Source organism: Ferrovibrio sp., assembly GCF_025869515.1.
Lineage (GTDB): Bacteria > Pseudomonadota > Alphaproteobacteria > Ferrovibrionales > Ferrovibrionaceae > Ferrovibrio.
In genome coordinates, this window is record NZ_JAOZVR010000093.1 from 120,134 (window position 1) to 140,648 (window position 20,515).

Here is a 20,515-nt window from a genome sequence, read left to right on the forward strand (position 1 = left end):
CTGGCCTAGGCGACCCGGAAGAAGCCGACCAGCCGCGTCAGTTCCCGCGCCTGCCCGGCGAGCGCCTGGGCCGAGGCACTGGTTTCTTCCACCAGCGCGCCGTTGCGCTGGGTCATCTCGTCCATGCTGCCCACAGCCGTATTGATCTGGTCGAGGCCGGTCGCCTGCTCGCGCGAAGCGGCGGCGATCTCGGCCACGATATCGGCCACTTTCTTCACCGCATTGACGATCTCGTCCAGGCTGCTGCCGGTCTGCTGCACCAGGCTGGCGCCGGTCCTCACCTGCGCATTGGAAGCCGTGATCAGCGCCTTGATATCCTTGCTGGCATTGGCGGAACGCTGGGCGAGGCCCCGCACTTCCTGCGCCACCACGGCGAAGCCCTTGCCGGCCTCGCCGGCGCGGGCGGCTTCGACCGAAGCGTTCAGCGCCAGCAGGTTGGTCTGGAAGGCGATCTCGTCGATCAGGCCGACAATGTCGGAAATCCTGCGCGCGCTCTCCTCGATCTGGGTCACCGCCGTCACCGCGTCGGCCACCACGCTGCCGCCTTTCTCCGCCGTGTCGCGGGCGGCCACCGCCAGCTGGTTGGCGGCCTGGGCGTTGTCGGCATTCTGCTTCACGGTCGTGGTGATCTCATGCATCGAGGCGGCGGTTTCTTCGATACTGGCGGCCTGCGATTCTGTGCGGCTGGCCAGATCCTGACTGCCGGTCGAGATTTCCGACGAGGCCTCGTTCACGGCGCTGGCCGCTTCGGCGATGCCGGTCACCGTGCCGGCCAGTTTTTCGTTGGTGGTATTGACGTTGTCCTTCAGCGTGGCGAACACGCCTTCGTAATGGCCGTCCACGCGCCGGGTCAGGTCGCCGCCGGCCATTGAGGCCAGTACGCGGCCCACCTCGTCGATGGCGGTGCCGACACTGCCGACCAGGCTGTTGATGCCGTCGCCCAGTTTGCGCATCACGCCCTGCAGGCTGGCGGTGTCGATCCGCTGGGTCAGGTCGCCGGCGACGGCGGCCTGCACCACCATGCCCACCGAGCGGTCGAGCTCGGCTTCCTGCGTGGCGCGGTCACGGTCACGCTGTTCGCGCTCCTTTTCCACCTGCTGGCGCAGCCGCTCGTTTTCCTGGCCGTTCTCCTTGAACACCTGCACGGCCTTGGCCATGCGGCCGATCTCGTCGCCGCGCTCCAGCCCGTTGACGGCGGCGCTGTAATCACCGGTCGACAGCACGCCCATCGTCTCGGTCAGGTCGACGATCGGCCGGCGGATCGAGCGGCCGATCCGGAAGGCGGCGATCAGGGCGGCGATCAGGGTAATCGGCGCCAGCACGCTGATCGTGGTCAGAGTGATGCCCAGATTGCCGTGCATGTCGGCGGCATTCCTGTCCAGCTCCTGGCTGCGCGTGGCCGCCAGCGTATTGGCGCGTTCGATGCCGCCGATGGCGCTTTTGGACATGCGGTCGGCCATGTCGGTGCTGATGCGGCCGATGGTGGTCATCACCTTGACCAGCCCTTCCGAATAGGCGGTGGTGGCTTCCTTCAGTTCCTCGCCAGCGGTCATCTGGCCCTTGGTGATTAGCCGTTCGGCCAGGGCGTTGCTCTGGGTGGCGATCTCCGTCGTCAGCTGCTGCACGCGGGCCAGCAGTTCAGGCCGCGGCCGATACAGATACTGATAGGCGGCGGCGCCGATGGCATTCAGCGTTTCCGAAACCCGGGTGGCCTCATAGGCGGTCTGGAAATCGCCGCTTGCCACCGATGTCTGGATCATTTGCGGCAGAATCTGACGGATCAGCGTGCTGGCCGGCACGACATCCTTCTGGAACACGCCGTTATACTCGGCCCGGGCGGCGACCGTTTCATCGATCACGGCGCCGAACTGGCGGATCAGCTCGCGCATTTCCTCCAGCACGCGCTTTTCATTGGCATCGGCGTCCTTTTCGGCGCCCTGCAGGGATTCCGGAATCGCCTGCAGCAGCTTGCGGGCTGTTTCCAGTCCCGGCTGGCTGTCGCGGTCGGTATAGAGCAGCACGTTGCGGCTCAGGTCGATGATATCGCGCTCGGCCCGCAGCACGGTGCGGGTGGCATCGGAGGTGGCGTCGAATTTATTGAACAGCTGGCGGGCGTTGTTGACACCGAAGATGCCGGCGCCGGCGACCACCAGCAACAGCACGATGACGATGCCGAAACCGAGATTGATGCGGCCGCCAATAGAGAGGGTTGCAGTCGAATTCTGCGACGCCATGATTCCTCCTGATAACGCATGGCTCTTTGGCCCGCGCCGTTTATCGTTGGTATTCCAGTGGGTGGCATTCTACAGCTTTGGGCTGCGGCAGGGAACCCGGACGTTCGCCACGGCTGCAGGGCGAAAGATCGCCCGGCCACGGCAATTCTAGCCCAGCGCCACGTCCAGATAGAGCATCACCACGAAGCCGCCGAACAGCGCAGTGGTCGCGCCGCGCTCGACGCCGTGGCGATGGGTTTCCGGAATCACCTCCGATGAGATGATGAACAGCATGGCGCCGGCTGCGAAAGCCAGTGCCCAGGGCAGCAGTCCGCCCGACAGCGCCAGCGCGCCGGCGCCGACCACGCCGCCCAGCGGTTCCAGCGCGCCGGTCAATGCGGCCACCAGGAAGGCCGCCTTGCGGGTATAGCCTTCGCCGCGCAGAGCCACCGCGACGGCCAGGCCTTCGGGCAGGTTCTGCAGCCCGATGCCGAAGGTGACGCCCATGCCGCTGGCGAGATCGCCGCTGGCGGCGCCGATGCCGACTGCAAGGCCTTCGGGGAAATTATGCAGCGCGATGGCGATCACGAACAGCCAGACGCGGGCCAGCCGCGAGGCATCGGCCCCTTCGCGGCCTTTCATGCCGAAATGCTCGTGCGGCGCCAGGCTGTGCGCCAGATGCATCACCACGGCGCCGGTCAGCAGGGCTGCAATCACGCCGAGGGCAGCACCGCTGGCATTGCCCAGACTCTGCGCGGCATGGTCCAGCGCCGGCAGCAGCAGCGAAAAGAATGTGGCCGCCAGCATGATACCGGCGGCAAAGGCCAGCAGCAGGTTGCGCGTGTTTTCCTTCATGCTGGCCAGGAACAGCACCGGCACGGCACCCAGCGTGGTGGCGCCGAAACCGGCAACCACGCTGGCCAGCACACCGAGCATGAAGGGGGAGACAGGCGGAACGGCAGTCGCGAGGTCCATGCCGTTTCTCTAGCACGGACCCCGCCGCCTGCGACAGGTCCGAAAAAAACGGGGCCCCGCAGGGCCCCGTCATGGCGACGGTGATCGCCGTTACAGGTCAGTGATGGCGCGGGCCGTGATGGCCACCCATCATGCCCTTGCCCATCGGGCCGCCCATGCCGCCACCTTGGGCGAGCAGCTGGTCGGCCGTCTGCTTCTGCTCCTCGGTCAGCGACTGGTAGAGCGGGCGGAAGGCGGTCAGGTAGCGGTCCTGCGCCGCGACGGCTTCCTTCATCATGGCGCTGCGCAGTTCCAGCTTCTCGAGCGCCGAGGCCGGAGTCTGCTTTTGCGCGCTGGCCTGCTGGCGCTGGGCATGATGCTCCTGCATCGCCGTGGCGCTGCGGCGCATCTCGCTGGCCAGCGTATCGAACAGCGGCGTCTGCTGCGGCGTCAGCTTCAGTTCGGTACGCAGGAAGGCGATACGGCCTTCGATGAAGCGGGCCGGGCCTGGATGGTTGATGTGTTGCTCCTGCGCTGCGGGCGGTGCCGTCAGGGGCGCGGGCTGCGCGAGGGCAAGGCCGCCGGCAAAACCGGTGGCGAGGACACTGGCAGCGATGAGCAGGTGGCGAGCGGACATGGGGGACTCCTGAGTTGGAAAGGGGCGATGGCGTTTCCGTCACCGTCCCCAAGCAACACGCGGCATGTCCGCAAATCCTGCGGCAGCAGAGTTTTTGGCGGTTAAGCCGCCTCGATCAGCTCCATCGCCGGAGCCGTGTTCGGTAATTGTGCGGGCATGCGGCTGCCGGTGAGTTTCTGCAAGGCCAGCAGCGGCACCAGGCGTTCGCCCACGGTGGCGATGCCATCGATCAGGCCCGACGACCAGGCTTCGCCCTGGTCGGCGCGGCTGATCTTGTCGGCCTCGATCTCGATGATATCCGAGACGCTGTCGACCAGCAGGCCGAGCGGCTTCTCGTCCATCACCGCCACCACGATGACATCCTGCGGCGTGGGCGGGGCAGTCGGTTTGCCCAGGATCGGCCGGGCATCGAAGACCGGCAGCACATGGCCGCGCAGGTTCAGCACGCCCAGGCAGGCGCTGTCGGTATTGGGCAACGGCGAGACCGGCGACCAGCCGCGGATTTCCTGGATCTGCAGCAGCGGCAGCGCATAGGTCTGGTCGCCGACATTGATGAGAAGGGCGTCAGTACGGTCGGTCATGATCAAAGCTCCAGCCAGTCAGTATGGCATCGGCTTACTCCGGTCCGGCCATGCCGCCGAGTTAATTTCCAATAACGGGTCGGAAGATTCGCGGAATATCCGGCTGCGAGGCCGGCGCTCAGTACGCGTCCGGCAGATGATCGCTCTGGATATGGTCGCTGAACTTGGTGAAAGCGCTCTCGAAATGCAGAACGACGCGGCCGATGGGGCCATGACGCTGCTTGCCGATGATCACTTCCGCCAGATTGGCGATACGGTCCATTTTTCCTTGCCATTCGAGATGCTCGGGCGTGCCTTCGGTGGGCTGCTTGCGCATCTCGTAATACTCTTCGCGGTACACAAACATCACCACGTCGGCGTCCTGCTCGATGGCGCCTGATTCACGCAAGTCAGACAGCTGCGGCCGCTTGTCGTCGCGGCTTTCCACCGCGCGGCTCAGCTGCGACAGCGCAATCACCGGGACATTGAGGTCCTTGGCCAGCGCCTTCAGCGCCTGCGTCACTTCGGAAATTTCCTGCACGCGATTGTCGTTGCGGCGCGAATTGCTGCCGCGCACCAGCTGCAGGTAGTCGACGATGATCATGCCGATATTGTTGGTGCGTTTCAGGCGGCGCGCGCGGCTGCGCAGCAGCGAGATCGAGATCGCGCCGGTATCGTCGATATAGAAGGGCAGCTGCGCCAGCTCCTTGGAGGCCGGCACGATCTTGCGGGTGAATTCGTCGTCGGTGATGTCGCCGCGCCGCAGCTTCTCCGACGGGATCTCGGTTTCTTCCGCCAGGATACGGGTGGCCAGCTGTTCGGACGCCATTTCGAGGCTGAAGAAGGCCACCGGCGTACCGGACCGGGCCGCGTTGAAGGCGATGTTGGTGGCCAGCGAGGTTTTGCCCATCGACGGCCGCCCGGCCAGGATGACCAGATCGGACGGATGCATGCCGCCCAGCATCTTGTCCATGTCGCGCAGGCCGGTGGTCACGCCGGAAAGGCCGCCTTTCTTCCAGGCCGCGTCGATCGACCGGACCGATTCCATGACGGAATCGCGAAACGAGACGAAGCCGCCTTCCGAACTGCCTTCATCGGCCAGTTTGAACAGCCGCTGTTCGGTTTCCTCGATCTGGTGCGTGGCCGCCTCGTCCACCTTGGGATCGTAGGCGCGGTTCACCATCTCTTCGCCGATGCCGATCAGCTGGCGGCGCAGCGCCAGGTCATGGATCACCTTGGCGTAATCCTCGGCGTTGATCACCGTGGTGGCGGCGGCGGCCAGGCGGGCGAGATAGGTGGTGCCGCCGGCCTTGGTGATCACCTCGTCGCGCTCGAAATAGGCCTTCAGGGTGACCGGGTTGGCGATCTCGCCGCGCTCGATCAGGGTCAGCGTCGCCTGGTAGATGCGGCGATGCGCCTCGTGGAAGAAATGCTCCGGCTGCAGGAAACCGGACACCTTCATGGCGGCTTCATTGTTGACCAGGATGGCGCCCAGCAGTTCCTGCTCGGCATCGAGGTTATGCGGCTGGATGCGGAATGTGGGTTCGGTCGTGGCTGGGTCGCTGGTGGCGGTCGGGGCGGTAAATGAAGTCACAACGGCCATTGCGAGTTCTTCCAAGCCTGAGTTCTGACGATCAGTTTCGATGACCGCACGATGACGGTTCTGTTTCGCCATGCTGGCGCGGGGCGCATTAACGGCAATCTGCCAGCGCAGTGCGAGTCAAACCTGAAATTTGTCCACCGGTTTCGATCCGTGGATAAGTCGAGTCGACTAATCAGTATCTTAGCACCAGTAATCCACAGGCGCCCTTCATATGTATAATAAAGCAAACGGGCCGGCATTTCTGCCGGCCCGAGTCGTTTCGCAGCTTGGCTTTGGAAGGGGCCAGGCTTACGCCTCGGCGGCCTCGTCCTCGGCCTCGGCGGCTTCCGCCGCTTCGGTTTCGAGCGTCACGCCCTCGTCGAGCAGGCTTTCGGCAGCCACCTGCTTCTCGGCCTCGGCCTCGGAGCGGGCGACATTCACCTTCACCTCGACGACGACTTCCGGATGCAGCGCAGCGGTCACGCTGTACACGCCGATCGTCTTGATCGGGGCGCCCAGGTTGATCTGCTGGCGGCTGATCGTGAAGCCGGCGGCGGTGACGCCATCGGCGATGTCACGGGCGCTCACCGAGCCGAACAGCTGGCCGCTGTCGCCGGCCTGGCGCAGCAGGGTGACGCTGACGCCGGCCATCTTGGCGGCGACCTTCTCGGCCTCGCCCTTCTTGGCCAGGTTCTGGGTTTCGAGCTGCACCTTCTGCTTCTCGTAAACCGCCTTGTTGGCTGTCGTGGCCCGGAGGGCCTTTTTGCGCGGCAGCAGGAAGTTACGGGCATAGCCGTCCTTCACTTTCACCACTTCGCCCATTTGACCGAGCTTTTCCACGCGTTCGAGCAGGATCACTTCCATTAGTTCTTCTCCTGGCTGGCTCCGGCCCCGGCGAACCGCCGGCGGAAACCCGCCCATTCTTCGATGAAACCCAGGATGACCACCAGTATACCGACCAGTGCGCCAGCCACGACCAAGACCGCGTAGAAAGCGGCCAGAACCAGACCGGGCAGGGCGACACGTGTCGCCAGCCCGTGCACCACCGCCAGCCCCTGCAGGAAAAAGGGGAAGGCGAGAATGGCAGCGACCGTGCCGCCGATGAAGCCGACATCGCCCGGCAGCAGAAAGGCGCCGAGCAGGGCCGCCACCAGCGCCACGGCCAGCGGCCGCGACAGGGTGAGGGCCCGGTAGACCGGCGTCGGCCGGCGGTTCTGCTTCAGCAGAGACGCCATGCCCTGTGCGAGCGTGCCGTTGATCGTCATCATCACCAGCCAGCTGACACCGAACACCGCCGGCATCAGGCTGGCCAGACGCTTGGCCACGGCCGGCAGATCGGCAGCCTGGTCGGCAGCGCCCTGCGGCATCGCCGCGAGGAACTGCACCAGCAGCGGCTGCAGCATGCCGGGCAGGCCGCCTTCGCGGTCCCCCGTCAGCAGCAGCGCCATGCCGAACAGGCCGAGCGCCCAGCCGGTGAGCCACAGCACCAGCCGGCCGACCGGATACCATTCCAGGTCATTGCTGACCTCGGCCTGGGAACCGGCTTCGGTGGCCGCCTCATGAGCCGGGCGGGCGAGCAGCGCCTGCCGCACCACCAGCACGACCGGGGCCGCGAAGGTGACGAGATAGACGCCGCCGGCCAGCAGTCCGTTCAGCGCGCTGATCAGCGCGCCGACCACGCCGGCGATCCCCACGGCGGTCACGCCATGGGTCAGGCCGGCGAAGAACAACGGCAGCGGCGCCAGGTAGCCGAGCAGGATACCGAGCGGACCGCTTGCGGCGGTCAGCACCAGCACCGCGCTCGCTGCACCAGCGAGGCTGCCGAAGATCAGACTGCGTGTCATCATGGCTGCAGGTCCGGTTCCGGTCCCCTCACAGGGCCCGGGGTGGCCTTACTTGATGACGAACGGCAGCAGGGCCAGGTTGCGCGCGCGCTTGATGGCCTGGGCCAGTTCGCGCTGCTTCTTGGCCGATACTGCGGTGATCCGCGACGGAACGATCTTGCCGCGTTCGGAGATGAAGCGCGACAGCAGCTTCACGTCCTTGTAGTCGATCTTCGGCGCGTTGGCGCCGGAGAACGGGCAGGTCTTGCGACGACGGAAGAACGGACGGCGGGCGCCACCTGCGCCGCCGCGACCGGCGGGCTTGCCGCCACGCTCAGTAGAGGTACCGGTGCTCGACATTAGGCGCTCTCCCCACCAGCGGCCGGAGCCGACTCTTCACGTTCGAAACGCGGACGACGCTCGCCGCGATCACCACCGCGATCACCCCGGTCGCCGCCGAAGCCGCGGCCGCCGCCGAAGCCGCGATCACCGAAGCCACGCTCCGGACGGTCGCCGCGTTCGCCGCGATCCTTGTTCTGCAGGATGGCCGACTGGCCTTCTTCCAGCTTGTCGACGCGCACCGTCAGGTAGCGCAGGATGTCTTCATGGATGCGCATGTTGCGCTCCATTTCGGCAATCGCAGCGCCCGACGCAGTGATGTTCAGAAGGACATAATGGCCCTTCTTGTTCTTCTTGATGCGGTAGCTGAGGTTGCGCAGGCCCCACTGCTCGGTCTTGGAGACCTCGCCGCCCTGGGCCTTGATGATATCGGTGAATTGCGCGGCCATCGCCTCGACCTGGGTGGTCGAGATGTCCTGACGCGCGATGAAAACGTTCTCGTAGAACGCCATCGGCAGCTCTCCTTCTGGCTTTGGCGGCCCGGCGGCGACGCACCATGCGGCGACGGATCGGGCCTAGCCGGGATTCACTGAATCCCAGCAAGGAGCTATGTGAGGGCGCGGACTATAGCGATTTTCCACAGGCTGGCAAGGTGGGTTTGCACGTTGCGCCCAAAGGCATCGGGTGCATCATTTAAGCTATTGAATTAACTATTAAATTGGCCGTAAGACGAGAATTAACTCTTGAGTGGCGTGACGAGCATTGCGGCCGCCATCGACTTCGTCGATGCCTGTGCCGCCCAATGTACTAAAAGTACTTTTCACTAGTCTACAAAGCGCTGAATCTCTTCGGACCGCTCCTCTTCATGCTGACGCTGAATTCCCAGATCTGCGGCGCGGGGCCTGACGCCTTTGGCCTGACGGCGACTGATGCCGCAGAGGCCTTTCAGTTCGATGGCTGGAATGGAAAGGATAAAGAAGCTTGGTTCAGGCTTGCGGCGATGGTCCTCCTCAGAGAATTTGACGGAATTCCAATCCTTCAACCATTGGTTCACTTTGAGTGCTTGAACGCGCTTTTTCTTTTCGCTGCTTGCCATTGTTTGCCCCCGATCCCAAGTCGCAGCCTAATATCTTCAAATGGCAAATGCTATTTTGGCGCTCAAGGCTTAAGCTTTTTTACCGCAATGCGGGACTGCCCAAGAAAGATAACTGGTCCGTAACGGTCATTTTCGACAGGGTGGCGGGTTGGAGTGGCGGTGTGGCCCGGATTACGATATTCTTGTTATGTTCTGATTTGGGCCTGCGAAGTGAGTAACATTGTATGTAATTGGTTTGGTCCACCTGAACGGGGAATAACCCGGAATAGCGCCGGGTAAGCCGGTTACAAGCCAGGATGAAGCCCCGGATAAGCCGAGGTTAAGCAGGGATAAGGCCGCAATAAGCATAAATAAGGTCAGATTAGGCAGTTTAAGCCGATTTTGATATCAGTGATATCAATGATATCATTTTGCTGAGAGGTTAAGCCCGATGGCCAGCATCGTGATCCGTAATATCGACGACGACCTGAAAAACCGGCTGCGCCAGCGGGCGAGCCGGCACGGCCGCTCGATGGAGCAGGAGCTGCGCGAGATCCTGCGCAGCACACTCGCCACCGAGCCGATGACCGGCGCCGATTTCTGGGAAGCGGTCCGCAAGCGGTTTGCCGGACTGGAGGATGTCGAACTGGAAATCCCGCCGCGCGAAATGGGACGCGAGCCGCCGAAATTCGATTGAGTGGCTGGCGTGATCATTCTCGATACCAATGTTGCTTCTGCCCTGATGCGACCGGAGACCGCGGAGCCGATCTGGGTCTGGCTGTTCATGCAGGATGCGAATGCGCTCTGCACCACCAGCATCACGGTGGCCGAGATGTTTTATGGTGCGCGCATTCTGCCGGCCGGAACGCGCCGTGAGCGTATGCTGGATGCGCTCAGCAATTATTTCGATAAAGAACTCGGTGGTCGCATCCTGCCTTTCGATGAGGCCGCGGCGCTGGAATATGCGCTGCTGATGGCCGACCGCCGCAGGCAGGGACGACCGCTGCCGTTTTTCGATGCACAAATTGCCGCCATCGCCCGCGCCCACGGCGCGGCGGTGGCGACGCGCAACGTGAGGGACTTCGCCGATTGCGGGATAGACATGGTGAATCCGTGGGAGACCGGACGGTGATCGCCTATCTCGCCGCCGAGGGTTTCGAGGAGCAGCTGCGCATCGAGCTGGGCGCCCGGCTGCGCTCGGAGCATGGTCGATTGATGCTGGCGGACGGGGAAGGAGCTTGCGCCTGGTCAGCCAACACCTGGTTCGATGTGCAGGAAACGCAGATCGCGTCCATCGGCGATGCGGCGACGAAGCTGAAAGGCATTCAGCGCAACTGGTCGGCCTATGCGCCACTGCATCATGGCCGGGCAAAGCTGATCACCGAAAAGCTGCCGCATGTCTCGGCCAGGCCGCTGAATTTCGGCACGCCGCTGCCGACCGCGCCGCTCGGCAGCTTCACCCTGCTGGCACCGGACCGCATGCTTTATGCCGCGCGGTGCAGTAGCCCGATGCCGAACGGCGAATTCGCTTTCAACGAGGATCGCGAGGGCCCGCCGAGCCGCGCCTATCTCAAACTTTGGGAAGGCCTGACGCGGCATCGCCTGGAATTCGGATCGGAACTCCCGAAGCCCGGTGATATCTGCCTCGATCTCGGTTCCTCGCCGGGCGGCTGGACCTGGGTGCTGGGTTCGCTCGGCGCGACCGTTACCGCCATCGACAAGGCGCCGCTGGCGCCGAATGTGGCGGCGATGAAAACCGTGCAATGGAAACAGGGCAGCGCCTTCGCGCTGGAGCCGAAGGAATTCCCGTGCGTCGACTGGCTCTGCTCCGATGTGATCTGCTATCCGGCGCGGCTGCTCAGGCTGGTGCAGCGCTGGCTCGCCTCATCCGATGTGCGCAATGCGGTCTGCACGCTGAAATTCCAGGGCGAGACCGATTTCGAGACGGCGCACGCCTTCGCCGCCATCCCCGGCAGCCGCCTGCTGCACCTGCATCACAACAAGCACGAGCTGACCTGGCTGTGGCGCAAGCCTCAATGACGTCATCCCGGGTCAAGCCCGGGACGACAATGAAAAGGAGGGTTGCAATTAACTGCGCGGTGCCTGGCTGATCACGCCGTACCAGCCCAGACCATCGTAGGTTTCGTAGCCGATGGTGCGGGCGAAGGCCACCAGCGTGCCGTCAGGCAGGTAGTAATAGCCGCGCTGCTTGTCTTCATCCTGCAGGGGGAAGGCCTGGTAGACATTCTGGTTGTCGGAGGAAGCGATGATGCGGCGTTTGGCATCCAGCAGCAGCACGCGCGTGCGCTGCCATTCTTCCGGGCTTAGGGAGGGTTCGTCCTTGACGATGCTCTTGCCCTGCTTGTCCCAGTCGAAGATCACGCCCAGTACGCCAAGCGGTTCGCCGTGAATCTGGCCACCGCTGCGCACCGCGGCGGCATAGACCGCCACCGCCTTGTTGTCGTGGCTGCCGCTCTGGCTGATGTCGTCGACGATATAGTCGTCGCCGCTGCGCGACTGCATCGCCTGCTGGAACCACGTGGTGCGCGAAACATTGGCGCGCGCGGCGCGCGGAAACTGCTGGGGGTTGGAGGTGGCGACGATCTGGCCTTTCGCATCGGCCAGCACCAGATTGAGATACACGGTGTAGAAACGGTTGATCATGCCCAGCCGTTCGCCGGCACGGGCGTATAATTCGTCGGAGGGAGTCTCCAGTGCCTGCCACATGGCATCGTCGGTGGCCCACCAGCGGCAGTCGCAAGTGCGTTCGTAGAGATTGCGCACGATCAGCTGCACCATGGTCTGCGCCATGTCGCTGAGACGCGGCCCTTCCAGATCCTTCACGATCTGGTCGACGATGGTTTCCGCCGCGCGTTTGGATTCATTGATGCGGGTCAGCACCACGTCGCGGAAGCGTTTGGAATTGTCCGAGGCCTGGTTGGCCAGCGCCTTCACCTCCTGGGCCACCACGGCGAAGCTGCGGCCGACCTCGCCGGCGCGTGCCGCCTCGATTGAGGCATTCAGCGCCAGCAGCGTGGTCTGGAAGGCGATATCTTCGTTATTGGCGCCGAATTCCTGGACGTCGCGTTCGATGCCGTCGATAAGCTGATGCACCTGCAGATGGTGAGTCTGTGCAGTCATTGTTTTTATAACTCTGGATGGATAGCGAGACCCGAATCTCAATGCAGGATACATGCCGCGTATACGGCCTATCCCCTGCGTCACTCTGCCCTTGTTCTAACGGATAGTGGGGCAGCATGGATTCGGGGTTAAGGCCAGCATTGTATTCAAATCGCTGACATGTCGACCCATATTCCTTGCGGGTTTTACAAATGGAATTCCGGGTGTGCCGTAATATTGTGCAACATGCCCGTCATAGATGGGCAATACCTAGGCATAATTATAACCCGCACCGCACTACCCTATCTTGGCAGAACAGACAGAAAGGACCCTCCCCATGCCGACCCGTCAGGAACGCGATGCCTTCGGAACCGTCGAAGTTCCGGCCGAACGCTACTGGGGCGCCCAGACCCAGCGCGCCCTGACGCTGTTCCGCATCGGCAGCGAGAAGTTGCCGCCGGCGCTGGTGCATGCCATCGGGTTGCAGAAGCTTGCGGCGGCGCAGGCCAATGCCGGGCTGAACGAGCTGCCGCCCGAGATCGTCGATGCGCTGCAGCAGGCCGCCCGCGAAGTGTCGGAAGGGAAATTCGACGATCATTTTCCGCTGCCGGTCTGGCAGATCGGCTCCGGCACCGCGACGAACATGAATGCCAACGAGGTGATCGCCAACCGCGCCAACGAGCTGCTGGGCCAGCCGCTCGGCACCAAGAAGCCGGTGCATCCGAACGACCATGTCAATCGCGGCCAGTCGTCGAACGACAGCTTCCCCACCGTGATGCATATCGTCACCGTGCTGGAGATCACCCATCGCCTGGTCCCGGCGCTGCAGGGCCTGCACAAGCAGCTGGCGACGAAGGCCGGCGACTGGAAGGACATCGCCAAGATCGCGCGCACGCATCTGCAGGATGCCACGCCGATGACGCTCGGCCAGGGCTTCGGCGCCATGGCGCGTCAGGTCGAACTAGGCATCGTGCGTGCGCAGGAGGCGCTGGTGCGCCTCTATCCGCTGGCGCAGGGCGGCACCGCGGTCGGCACCGGGTTGAATGCCAAGGCCGGTTTCGATATCGCCTTTGCCGCCGCGCTGGCGAAACTCACCGGCCTGCCTTTCGTGACCAATCCCAACAAATTCGAAGGCATGGGCGCGCATGATGCACTGATGGAAACCAGCGGCATGCTGAACACGCTTGCGGTTTCACTGGCCAAGATCGCCAACGACATCCGCTTCCTCGGTTCGGGGCCGCGCGCCGGCCTGGCGGAACTGGTGCTGCCGCATGACGGTCTCACTTCCTCGATCATGCCGGGCAAGCGCAACCCGACGCTGGCCGAAGCCCTGCTGCAGGTCTGCTACCAGGTGATGGGCAATCATGTGACGGTGACCCATGCCGCCGCCGCAGGTCATTTCGAACTCAATGTCGCCAAGCCGGTGATCGTGCACAACGTGCTGCGCTCGGTCGATCTGCTCGCCGATGCCGCCACGGTGTTCGGCAGCGACATGGTGGCCGGGATCGAACCCAATACCGCCACGCTGCAAAGGAATGTCGAACATTCGATCATGCTGGCCACCGCGCTCAATCCGCATCTGGGCTATGACAAGGTGGCGCAGATCGTCAACAAGGCCTTCACCGAGGGCACCAGCCCGAAACAGGCTGCCATCGATCTGGGTTTCCTGACGGCCGAGGATTACGATCGCCTGGCCGATCCGCGCAGCATGCTGGGGCCGCGTCCGTAACCACGCGCGGCTGTTATCGAATGTTAATACCGGTCCGCTATTCCTGATTGTGCTAGACTGGCGTCCAAGTCGCCCGGCATGAGGCGGCGCCGGAGGGTGGGAGAGGTCAATGATCGGCTGGTATGTCCTGGCCGCCGTCGTGCTGCTCGGTATGGGCACGATGAGCTGGTATTACATCTACGACCGCTGGATTCAGCGCGACCACGCGATCCGGCGCAATTTCCCGATCTACGGGCGCTTTCGCTACATCATGGAGAATCTCGGCGAATATTTTCGCCAGTACTGGTTCACCGCCGATTGGGAAGAACGTCCGTTCAATCGCCTGACCCGCGCCTGGGTCTACCGCTCCGCCAAGGGCGTGTCGAACTACGTCGCCTTCGGCTCCGAGGTCGATGCGCAGCAGCCCGGTCATATCTATTTCCTGCATTCCGCTTTTCCGGTGAATGACGAGGAAGCGGAGACTTTCACCGGCCGCTGGATCGGCAAGGGTATCGTCGGCAAGCCGTACAAGCCGAAAAGCTTCTTCAATATCTCCGGCATGTCCTATGGCGCGCTGTCATCGGCCGCCATCACCGCGCTGTCCGAAGGTGCGGCGATGGCCGGCATCTGGATGGATACCGGCGAGGGTGGCCTGTCGCCCTATCATGTCAAGGGCGGCTGCGACATCTGCTTCCAGATCGGCACGGCCAAGTACGGTGTGCGCGACCAGAACGGCAACCTGGACGAAGCGCGCCTGCGCAGGATCGCGGAACTCGACCAGGTAAAGATGTTCTGCATCAAGCTGAGCCAGGGCGCCAAGCCGGGCCGCGGCGGTATCCTGCCGGGTTCGAAAGTGACACCGGAGATCGCCGAAATCCGCGGCATCGAAGCCGGCAAGGCGTCGATCTCGCCCAGCCGCCATCACGACATCACCGATATTCCCACGCTGATCGCATTGATCAACCGCGTGCGCAGGATCGTCGACAAGCCGGTCGGCATCAAGATGGCGGTCGGCAGCTTCGAATTCATCGACGAATTCTTCGAGTATATGAGCACCCGCCCGACAGAAGCGCCGGATTTCATCCAGATCGACGGCGCCGAGGGCGGCACCGGCGCGGCGCCGGCGCCGCTCGCCGATTATGTCGGGCAGTCGATCGTGCAGGCACTGCCGATGGTGGCGCAGAAGCTGCGCAGCTACGACTTGCGCAACCGTATCCGCCTGGTCGCCTCGGGCAAGCTGCTGACGCCCGACAAGGTGGCCTGGGCGCTATGCATGGGCGCGGATTACGTGGTCTCGGCGCGCGGCTTCATGTTTTCGCTCGGCTGTATCCAGGCGATGAAATGCAACACCGGCCATTGCCCGACGGGCGTCACCTCGAACGACCCGCGCTTCATGCGCGGCCTCGATCCGACGCTGAAGGCCGTGCGCGTGGCCAATTACGCCAAGGCCGTGCAGCATGATGTGGAAGCCATCGCCCATGCCTGCGGCTGCCGGTCGGTGCGCGAACTGAAGGGACAGCATGTCCGCGTCCATGGCGGCGATCTTATCCTGTAGGCAGTGCCGCCGCGGGATCGACTTTCAGGTCGATGCCGCTGAGTTTGCGGCGGCGGGATTCGCGCAGCAGCCAGACCAGCAGATCGCTGGCCGCCGCATGACTCATACCGGCGCCATGGATATTGGAGATACAATTGCGCTCTGAATCCGCGCGGCCGCGGCGCGGCGCCCAGGTCAGGTAAATCCCTAAGCTGTCCGCCACCGACAGGCCGGGCCGTTCACCGATCAGCACGGCCACGGCCGCGGCATTCAGGCTTTCGCCGATCTCATCGCCCAGCGCGACACGGCCCTGTGCGGCCAGCACGATGGGCGCGATGCGCCAGCCTGCCAGCTTTTCCAGGCAAAGCCGCAGCACGGCTGCAGCATGGGTATCCACGGCACGCGCCGACAGGCCATCGGCGATGACAAAGGCCACATCATAGTCGCCACGCGCAGCTGACAGCGCATCGATACCGGCCGGATCGAGGCGGCGGCCGAGATCGGGACGGCGCAGATAAGCGGTGCGGTCGCTGGCCTGGCTGTGCACGGCGAGGCTGGGATGCGGTGCCAACGCGGCGGCGAGTGCAGCGAAATCAACAGCACCATGCACGGCATCGCGGGCGCGGCTGTGGGCGGCCTGGAATTCCAGCAAAGGTGCGGTGGGCAGCGCATCGCCGCTGCGGCCAAGACCGATGCGCGCCCTGGTTGTTGCCCGCCAGCGCGCCCAGATGTCTTTCGTCACGTCATTCATAGGAGATAAGTCGGCGGAGCGCGGCACTGTCGGCAGCCGGCGGCGGCAGGCGTCCGTCTTCGCTCAGCATGCCCATGCGGCCGAGCCAGGCTTCGAATTCCGGCGCCGGCCGCAGTTTCAGCAGATGGCGCAGGCCGAGCACGTCGTGGAACGACAGGCTCTGGTAATTCAGCATCACATCGTCGGCACCCGGCACCGCGATGAGGAAATTCACGCCGGCCGTGCCCAGCAGGGTCATCAGGCTGTCCATGTCGTCCTGATCGGCTTCGGCATGGTTGGTGTAGCAGACATCGACACCCATCGGCAGACCAAGCAGCTTGCCGCAGCAATGGTCTTCCAGGCCGGCGCGGATGATCTGTTTGGCGTCGAACAGGTATTCCGGACCGATGAAGCCGACCACAGTGTTGACCAGCAGCGGCTTGAACGCCCGCGCCACCGCATAGGCGCGCACTTCCAGTGTCTGCTGGTCGACACCATGATGGGCATTGGCCGACAGCGCGCTGCCCTGGCCGGTCTCGAAATACATCACGTTACTGCCGACCGTGCCGCGCTTCAGGCCGAGGGCTGCATCCTGTGCTTCCCTCAGAATGGCGAGATCGATGCCGAAGCCGCGATTGGCGGCCTCGGTGCCGGCGATCGACTGGAACACCAGATCGACCGGCGCGCCGCGCTGCATCATCTGCAGGCTGGTGGTGACATGGGCCAGCACGCAGCTTTGCGTCGGGATTTCGAAACGCTGGCGGATCGTTTCCAGCATGTCGAGCAGGCGGATGCCATCGGGCACGCTGTCGGTGGCCGGATTGATACCGATCACCGCATCGCCGATACCGAACAGCAGACCGTCGAGCAGCGCCGCCGCGATGCCTTCGGCATCGTCGGTGGGATGGTTGGGCTGCAGCCGGCTGGCCAGGCGACCGGGCAGGCCGAGCGTGGTGCGGAAGCCGGTGATGACGCGGCATTTCGCCGCCACAGCGATCAGGTCCTGGTTGCGCATCAGTTTGGAAACGGCGGCGACCATTTCCGGTGTCAGGCCGGGCGCCAGCTTCGCCAGCGCGCCCGTATCGGCCTGGTAGGACAGCAGCCAGTCGCGGAATTCGCCGACGGTGAGGTGGGCCACCGGCGCAAAAGCGGCGGCATCATGGCTGTCCGCGATCAGCCGCGTCACCTCATCCTCCTCATAGGGGATCAGGGCGTCATCGAGAAAATGGCGCAGCGGCAGATCGGCCAGTGCCATTTTTGCCGCCACGCGCTGTTCGTCAGTCTCAGCGGCAATACCGGCCAACTGGTCGCCCGAGCGCAGCGGCGAGGCACAGGCCAGCAGCGCCTTCAGATCGGCGAAGACATAACGGGTTCCGTTCAGCGTGGCGGCAAAGCCGGGCATCAGATCACCTTTCGGGTCCGGCAGAATTCAGCAAGAAGCATACCAGAAACCGTCCGTGGCTTGCAGGACGGTTTCAGCCGGGCCAAGCTGATCGACAGCAAGGGAGTGCGACATGAATCTCGGTATCAAGGGAAAACGCGTTGTGGTGGCAGGCGGCAGCCGTGGCATTGGCCGCGCGATTGCGCTGGCTTTCGCGCAAGAGGGTGCTGCCGTTTCGATCTGCGCCCGCGGCGAAGCCGGCCTGCGCGACGCGGAAGCGGCATTGAAACAGACGGGCGCCAAGGTGCACACAGCACCCTGCGACCTGGGCGATGGCCCGGCGGTGATCGGCTATGTCGAGGCGGCCGCCGCCGCACTCGGCGGCATCGACATCCTGGTCAACAATGCCTCGGGCTTTGGCACAACCGATGACGAGGCGGGCTGGGCCGCCGCGATCAATGTCGATCTCATGGGCAGTGTCCGCGCCAGCCAGACGGCGATCCCGCATATCCAGAAGGCCGGCGGCGGCAGCATCCTGCATGTCTCGTCCATTGCCGCCCTGATACCCACGGGGCGCAATCCGCCCTATGGCGCCATCAAGGCGGCTCTGGTCCAGCTGACCATGACCCAGGCGCTGAACCTGGCGAAAAGCAATATCCGGGTGAACTGTCTGGCGCCGGGCTCCATCGAGTTCGAGGGCGGTGTCTGGGACAAGGCCAGGACCGAGAATCCGGCGCTCTATAACAGGATGCTGGGCAACATTCCCTTCGGCCGCATGGGGCGGGTGGAAGAGATGGCCAATGTGGCGCTGTTCCTGTGCTCCGATGCGGCTAGTTGGGTCACCGGCCAGACCGTGGCGGCCGATGGCGGCCAGTTGCTGTCTTAAGTACTGGTGCTGTCTTAAGCGACCTTGAGCGCGGCATTGAGCGGCGCGAAACATTCCGGCCCGTCCGTCTTCACGCCATTCACCACCGGCGTGACGCGATAGCGCGCCATTTCGGCGGCCGGATAGCTCTGCAGCAGGCGCTGCAGGATCGGGCGCGGCGTGGCCGGGTCGAGCCACAGGCCGAACTGTTCGCGCGGCAGGATCACCGGCATGCGCTCATGCAGGGGTGCGAGGTAGTCATTCGCTACCGTCGTCAGGATGGTGAAGCAGTCCTCGTTGCCGAAGGCGGCTTCGGGCTGCCACAGGCCGGCAAAGGCGAACAGCCCGCCGCCTTTCAGGCCGATGCGCCATGGTTGTTTCTGCTTCTGGCCTTCGATGGCCTGCCATTCATAGAAGCTGTCGGCCGGGATCAGGCAGCGGCGCTGGGCGAAGGCCTCCGCGAAGGTCGGTTTGCTGCTGGCGGTTTCCGCGCGCGCGTTGATCAGCGGCGCATTGTTGGGGCCGGCGAAGCCCCAGCGCAGCAGGGCGATGTCGCGCCTGCCGGCCTGGGTCCGCACCACAGCGGTTTTCTGCGTCGGCGCGATATTCCAGCGCGGCTGCAGGTTGGGCTTCTGGAACAGCTCATACAGCTCGAAGAAAGCCGCGAGATCGTCGAGGGGCTTGGTCAGGCTGAAGCGTCCGCACATGCCTTCTGCATAGCGGATCGCGCCCGAGTCGGGCTAGAGCCTAGCTCAGATGCGGGCGCGCCTCGGCCCGGCTTTTCAGTTCGGCACCGGCGCGGGTGAGGATTTTCGCCACCCGTTCGGGCGCGAAGCCGAGGTCGAGCAGGGCCGGGCCGGCATTGGCCACTTCGCGGTAATCGGCGATCAGGCCGTCCTTCAGCGTGAAGATAGCGACGCCCTCGAACATCACGCGCCGGCCCTGCGCCTCGGGCAGCAGGGATTTGTATGAGAAGGTATAACGAGCATAGAGCGTGGTGCCGTTGCTCACCGGATCGTGCAGGTGCCAGCGGAAGTCTTCCGCCGTGCGGTAGAACCAGTCGTCGACCAGTTCGGCGATCTTCTGCCGGCCGTGAAAGGCGCCGTAGAAGATATCGTGATAGACGGCATCCTCGGTGAACAGCGCGGCAAAGCCTGTGCCGTCGCGGTTCTGCACCGCCGCGCTGAAGGCCCGCAGCATCGCCTGGGTATCCATGGTTTCCTCCTGCATTTTCCGGAATGCTAGAAGGAAACCATGGTGCCGTAAATGCCGACTAGCTGTTCACGCCCGGCTTGTAGTTCGGGAAGAACAGCTGCTCGCCCTCAATCTTGTAGGCGGCGATGGCGTCCTGGCCTTCCTTCGAGGTGATCCAGTCCATGAAGGCCTTGCCTTCGGCCACCTTCACATGGGCGTGCTTGGCCGGATTGACCAGCATGACGCCATACTGGTTGAACAGCTTCACGTCGCCCTGCACGCTGATGACCAGGTCGCCGCGATTCTTGAAGCTGAGCCAGGTGCCGCGATCGGTGAAGGCATAGGCATTCATCCCGGCCGCCGTGTTCAGCGTCGGGCCCATCCCTGAGCCGGTCTCGCGATACCAGCCGGTGCCGGCGGTCTTCACGTCGATCTCGGCCTGCTTCCAGATGCGCAGTTCGGCGGCGTGGGTTCCCGAGCTGTCGCCGCGCGAGGCGAAGGGTGACTTGGAGGCCGCGATCTTTTTGTAGGCGGCGATCACATCCTTGCTGCCGCCGACCTTGGCCGGATCGCTTTTCGGGCCGACGATGACGAAGTCGTTGTACATCACCAGGCGGCGGTCGACGCCGAAGCCGGCATCGACGAATTTCTGCTCGGCGACCGGATCGTGCACGAAGACCACGTCGGCATCGCCCTTTTCGCCGGTCTTGAGTGCCTGGCCGGTGCCCTGCGCCACCACGCGCACCTGGATGCCGGTCTTTTTGGTGAAGATCGGCAGGATATGACCGAACAGGCCGGAC

Annotated in this window: 22 protein-coding genes; 6 read left to right on the forward strand and 16 right to left on the reverse strand. The window is 64.0% G+C overall.

Annotation, left to right across the window (positions count from 1 at the left end; genetic code table 11):
- Positions 1 to 5: 5 nt before the first annotated feature.
- The 10 genes from OJJ21_RS16005 to OJJ21_RS16050 form a co-directional block, all read right to left on the reverse strand.
- Complete coding sequence (locus tag OJJ21_RS16005; RefSeq protein WP_297687688.1) at positions 6 to 2,234, reverse strand: methyl-accepting chemotaxis protein; 2,229 nt, start codon at positions 2,232 to 2,234, stop codon at positions 6 to 8.
- Between the two features lie 147 nt (positions 2,235 to 2,381).
- Positions 2,382 to 3,188 carry a ZIP family metal transporter gene (locus OJJ21_RS16010; RefSeq protein ID WP_297687690.1) on the reverse strand — a complete coding sequence of 269 codons (807 nt, stop codon included), beginning with the start codon at positions 3,186 to 3,188 and terminating at the stop codon, positions 2,382 to 2,384.
- A 97-nt stretch (positions 3,189 to 3,285) separates the two neighbouring features.
- Positions 3,286 to 3,804, reverse strand: coding sequence for a Spy/CpxP family protein refolding chaperone (locus OJJ21_RS16015; protein WP_297687692.1), 519 nt, complete (start codon positions 3,802 to 3,804; stop codon positions 3,286 to 3,288).
- A 101-nt stretch (positions 3,805 to 3,905) separates the two neighbouring features.
- Entirely contained in the window at positions 3,906 to 4,385 is a 480-nt protein-coding gene (locus OJJ21_RS16020) for a chemotaxis protein CheW (protein WP_297687694.1), read from the reverse strand.
- Positions 4,386 to 4,503: 118 nt separating this feature from the next.
- Positions 4,504 to 5,967, reverse strand: a complete 1,464-nt coding sequence (locus OJJ21_RS16025) for a replicative DNA helicase (protein WP_297687696.1) — start codon at positions 5,965 to 5,967, stop codon at positions 4,504 to 4,506.
- 288 nt (positions 5,968 to 6,255) lie between these two features.
- On the reverse strand, positions 6,256 to 6,810 hold the full coding sequence (gene rplI / locus OJJ21_RS16030) for a 50S ribosomal protein L9 (RefSeq protein WP_297687697.1): 555 nt from the start codon (positions 6,808 to 6,810) through the stop codon (positions 6,256 to 6,258).
- The gene (locus OJJ21_RS16035; protein WP_297687698.1) at positions 6,810 to 7,793 is read right to left on the reverse strand and encodes a DUF2232 domain-containing protein; all 984 of its coding nucleotides are present in this window, start codon (positions 7,791 to 7,793) and stop codon (positions 6,810 to 6,812) included. The genes rplI and OJJ21_RS16035 overlap by 1 nt, the downstream gene beginning before the upstream one ends.
- 45 nt (positions 7,794 to 7,838) lie before the next feature.
- Complete coding sequence (gene rpsR / locus OJJ21_RS16040; RefSeq protein WP_297687699.1) at positions 7,839 to 8,129, reverse strand: 30S ribosomal protein S18; 291 nt, start codon at positions 8,127 to 8,129, stop codon at positions 7,839 to 7,841.
- Positions 8,129 to 8,620, reverse strand: a complete 492-nt coding sequence (rpsF, locus tag OJJ21_RS16045) for a 30S ribosomal protein S6 (RefSeq protein ID WP_297687700.1) — start codon at positions 8,618 to 8,620, stop codon at positions 8,129 to 8,131. Before rpsF ends, rpsR begins: the two co-directional genes overlap by 1 nt.
- A 311-nt stretch (positions 8,621 to 8,931) precedes the next feature.
- A complete protein-coding gene (locus OJJ21_RS16050) occupies positions 8,932 to 9,204 on the reverse strand; it encodes a hypothetical protein (RefSeq protein ID WP_297687701.1) in 273 nt (90 codons plus the stop codon).
- A gap of 430 nt (positions 9,205 to 9,634) precedes the next feature.
- On the opposite strand from OJJ21_RS16050, the gene OJJ21_RS16055 reads away from it, so the two are divergent.
- The 3 genes from OJJ21_RS16055 to OJJ21_RS16065 are packed head-to-tail and all read left to right on the forward strand — an operon-like array spanning position 9,635 to position 11,223.
- Entirely contained in the window at positions 9,635 to 9,880 is a 246-nt protein-coding gene (locus OJJ21_RS16055) for a plasmid stabilization protein (protein ID WP_297687702.1), read from the forward strand.
- Between the two features lie 9 nt (positions 9,881 to 9,889).
- Positions 9,890 to 10,315 carry a type II toxin-antitoxin system VapC family toxin gene (locus OJJ21_RS16060; RefSeq protein WP_297687703.1) on the forward strand — a complete coding sequence of 142 codons (426 nt, stop codon included), beginning with the start codon at positions 9,890 to 9,892 and terminating at the stop codon, positions 10,313 to 10,315.
- Complete coding sequence (locus tag OJJ21_RS16065) at positions 10,312 to 11,223, forward strand: SAM-dependent methyltransferase (protein WP_297687705.1); 912 nt, start codon at positions 10,312 to 10,314, stop codon at positions 11,221 to 11,223. Before OJJ21_RS16060 ends, OJJ21_RS16065 begins: the two co-directional genes overlap by 4 nt.
- Before the next feature lie 48 nt (positions 11,224 to 11,271).
- On the opposite strand, the gene OJJ21_RS16070 is transcribed toward OJJ21_RS16065, so the two are convergent.
- Positions 11,272 to 12,324 (reverse strand): methyl-accepting chemotaxis protein, encoded by a 1,053-nt coding sequence (locus OJJ21_RS16070; protein ID WP_297687707.1) that lies wholly within the window; start codon positions 12,322 to 12,324, stop codon positions 11,272 to 11,274.
- A 316-nt stretch (positions 12,325 to 12,640) separates the two neighbouring features.
- Between OJJ21_RS16070 and OJJ21_RS16075 the strand changes: the two genes are divergently transcribed.
- Both OJJ21_RS16075 and OJJ21_RS16080 read left to right on the forward strand, forming a co-directional pair.
- Complete coding sequence (locus OJJ21_RS16075; protein ID WP_297687709.1) at positions 12,641 to 14,032, forward strand: class II fumarate hydratase; 1,392 nt, start codon at positions 12,641 to 12,643, stop codon at positions 14,030 to 14,032.
- Positions 14,033 to 14,141: 109 nt separating this feature from the next.
- The gene (locus tag OJJ21_RS16080) at positions 14,142 to 15,566 is read left to right on the forward strand and encodes an FMN-binding glutamate synthase family protein (RefSeq protein WP_297687711.1); all 1,425 of its coding nucleotides are present in this window, start codon (positions 14,142 to 14,144) and stop codon (positions 15,564 to 15,566) included.
- On the opposite strand, the gene eutC is transcribed toward OJJ21_RS16080, so the two are convergent.
- Both eutC and OJJ21_RS16090 read right to left on the reverse strand, forming a co-directional pair.
- On the reverse strand, positions 15,556 to 16,296 hold the full coding sequence (gene eutC / locus OJJ21_RS16085; protein WP_297687713.1) for an ethanolamine ammonia-lyase subunit EutC: 741 nt from the start codon (positions 16,294 to 16,296) through the stop codon (positions 15,556 to 15,558). The genes OJJ21_RS16080 and eutC overlap by 11 nt on opposite strands.
- Positions 16,289 to 17,677, reverse strand: a complete 1,389-nt coding sequence (locus OJJ21_RS16090; protein WP_297687714.1) for an ethanolamine ammonia-lyase subunit EutB — start codon at positions 17,675 to 17,677, stop codon at positions 16,289 to 16,291. The genes eutC and OJJ21_RS16090 overlap by 8 nt, the downstream gene beginning before the upstream one ends.
- Before the next feature lie 112 nt (positions 17,678 to 17,789).
- Between OJJ21_RS16090 and OJJ21_RS16095 the strand changes: the two genes are divergently transcribed.
- On the forward strand, positions 17,790 to 18,542 hold the full coding sequence (locus OJJ21_RS16095) for an SDR family NAD(P)-dependent oxidoreductase (RefSeq protein WP_297687716.1): 753 nt from the start codon (positions 17,790 to 17,792) through the stop codon (positions 18,540 to 18,542).
- A 14-nt stretch (positions 18,543 to 18,556) separates the two neighbouring features.
- Here OJJ21_RS16095 and OJJ21_RS16100 read toward each other — a convergent pair whose 3' ends face one another.
- The 3 genes from OJJ21_RS16100 to OJJ21_RS16110 form a co-directional block, all read right to left on the reverse strand.
- The gene (locus OJJ21_RS16100; protein ID WP_297687718.1) at positions 18,557 to 19,228 is read right to left on the reverse strand and encodes an SOS response-associated peptidase; all 672 of its coding nucleotides are present in this window, start codon (positions 19,226 to 19,228) and stop codon (positions 18,557 to 18,559) included.
- A gap of 40 nt (positions 19,229 to 19,268) precedes the next feature.
- Positions 19,269 to 19,736 (reverse strand): nuclear transport factor 2 family protein, encoded by a 468-nt coding sequence (locus OJJ21_RS16105; RefSeq protein WP_297687720.1) that lies wholly within the window; start codon positions 19,734 to 19,736, stop codon positions 19,269 to 19,271.
- A 58-nt stretch (positions 19,737 to 19,794) separates the two neighbouring features.
- Positions 19,795 to 20,515: substrate-binding domain-containing protein (locus OJJ21_RS16110; RefSeq protein ID WP_297687722.1), on the reverse strand; the 721-nt coding region annotated here is incomplete at its 5' end.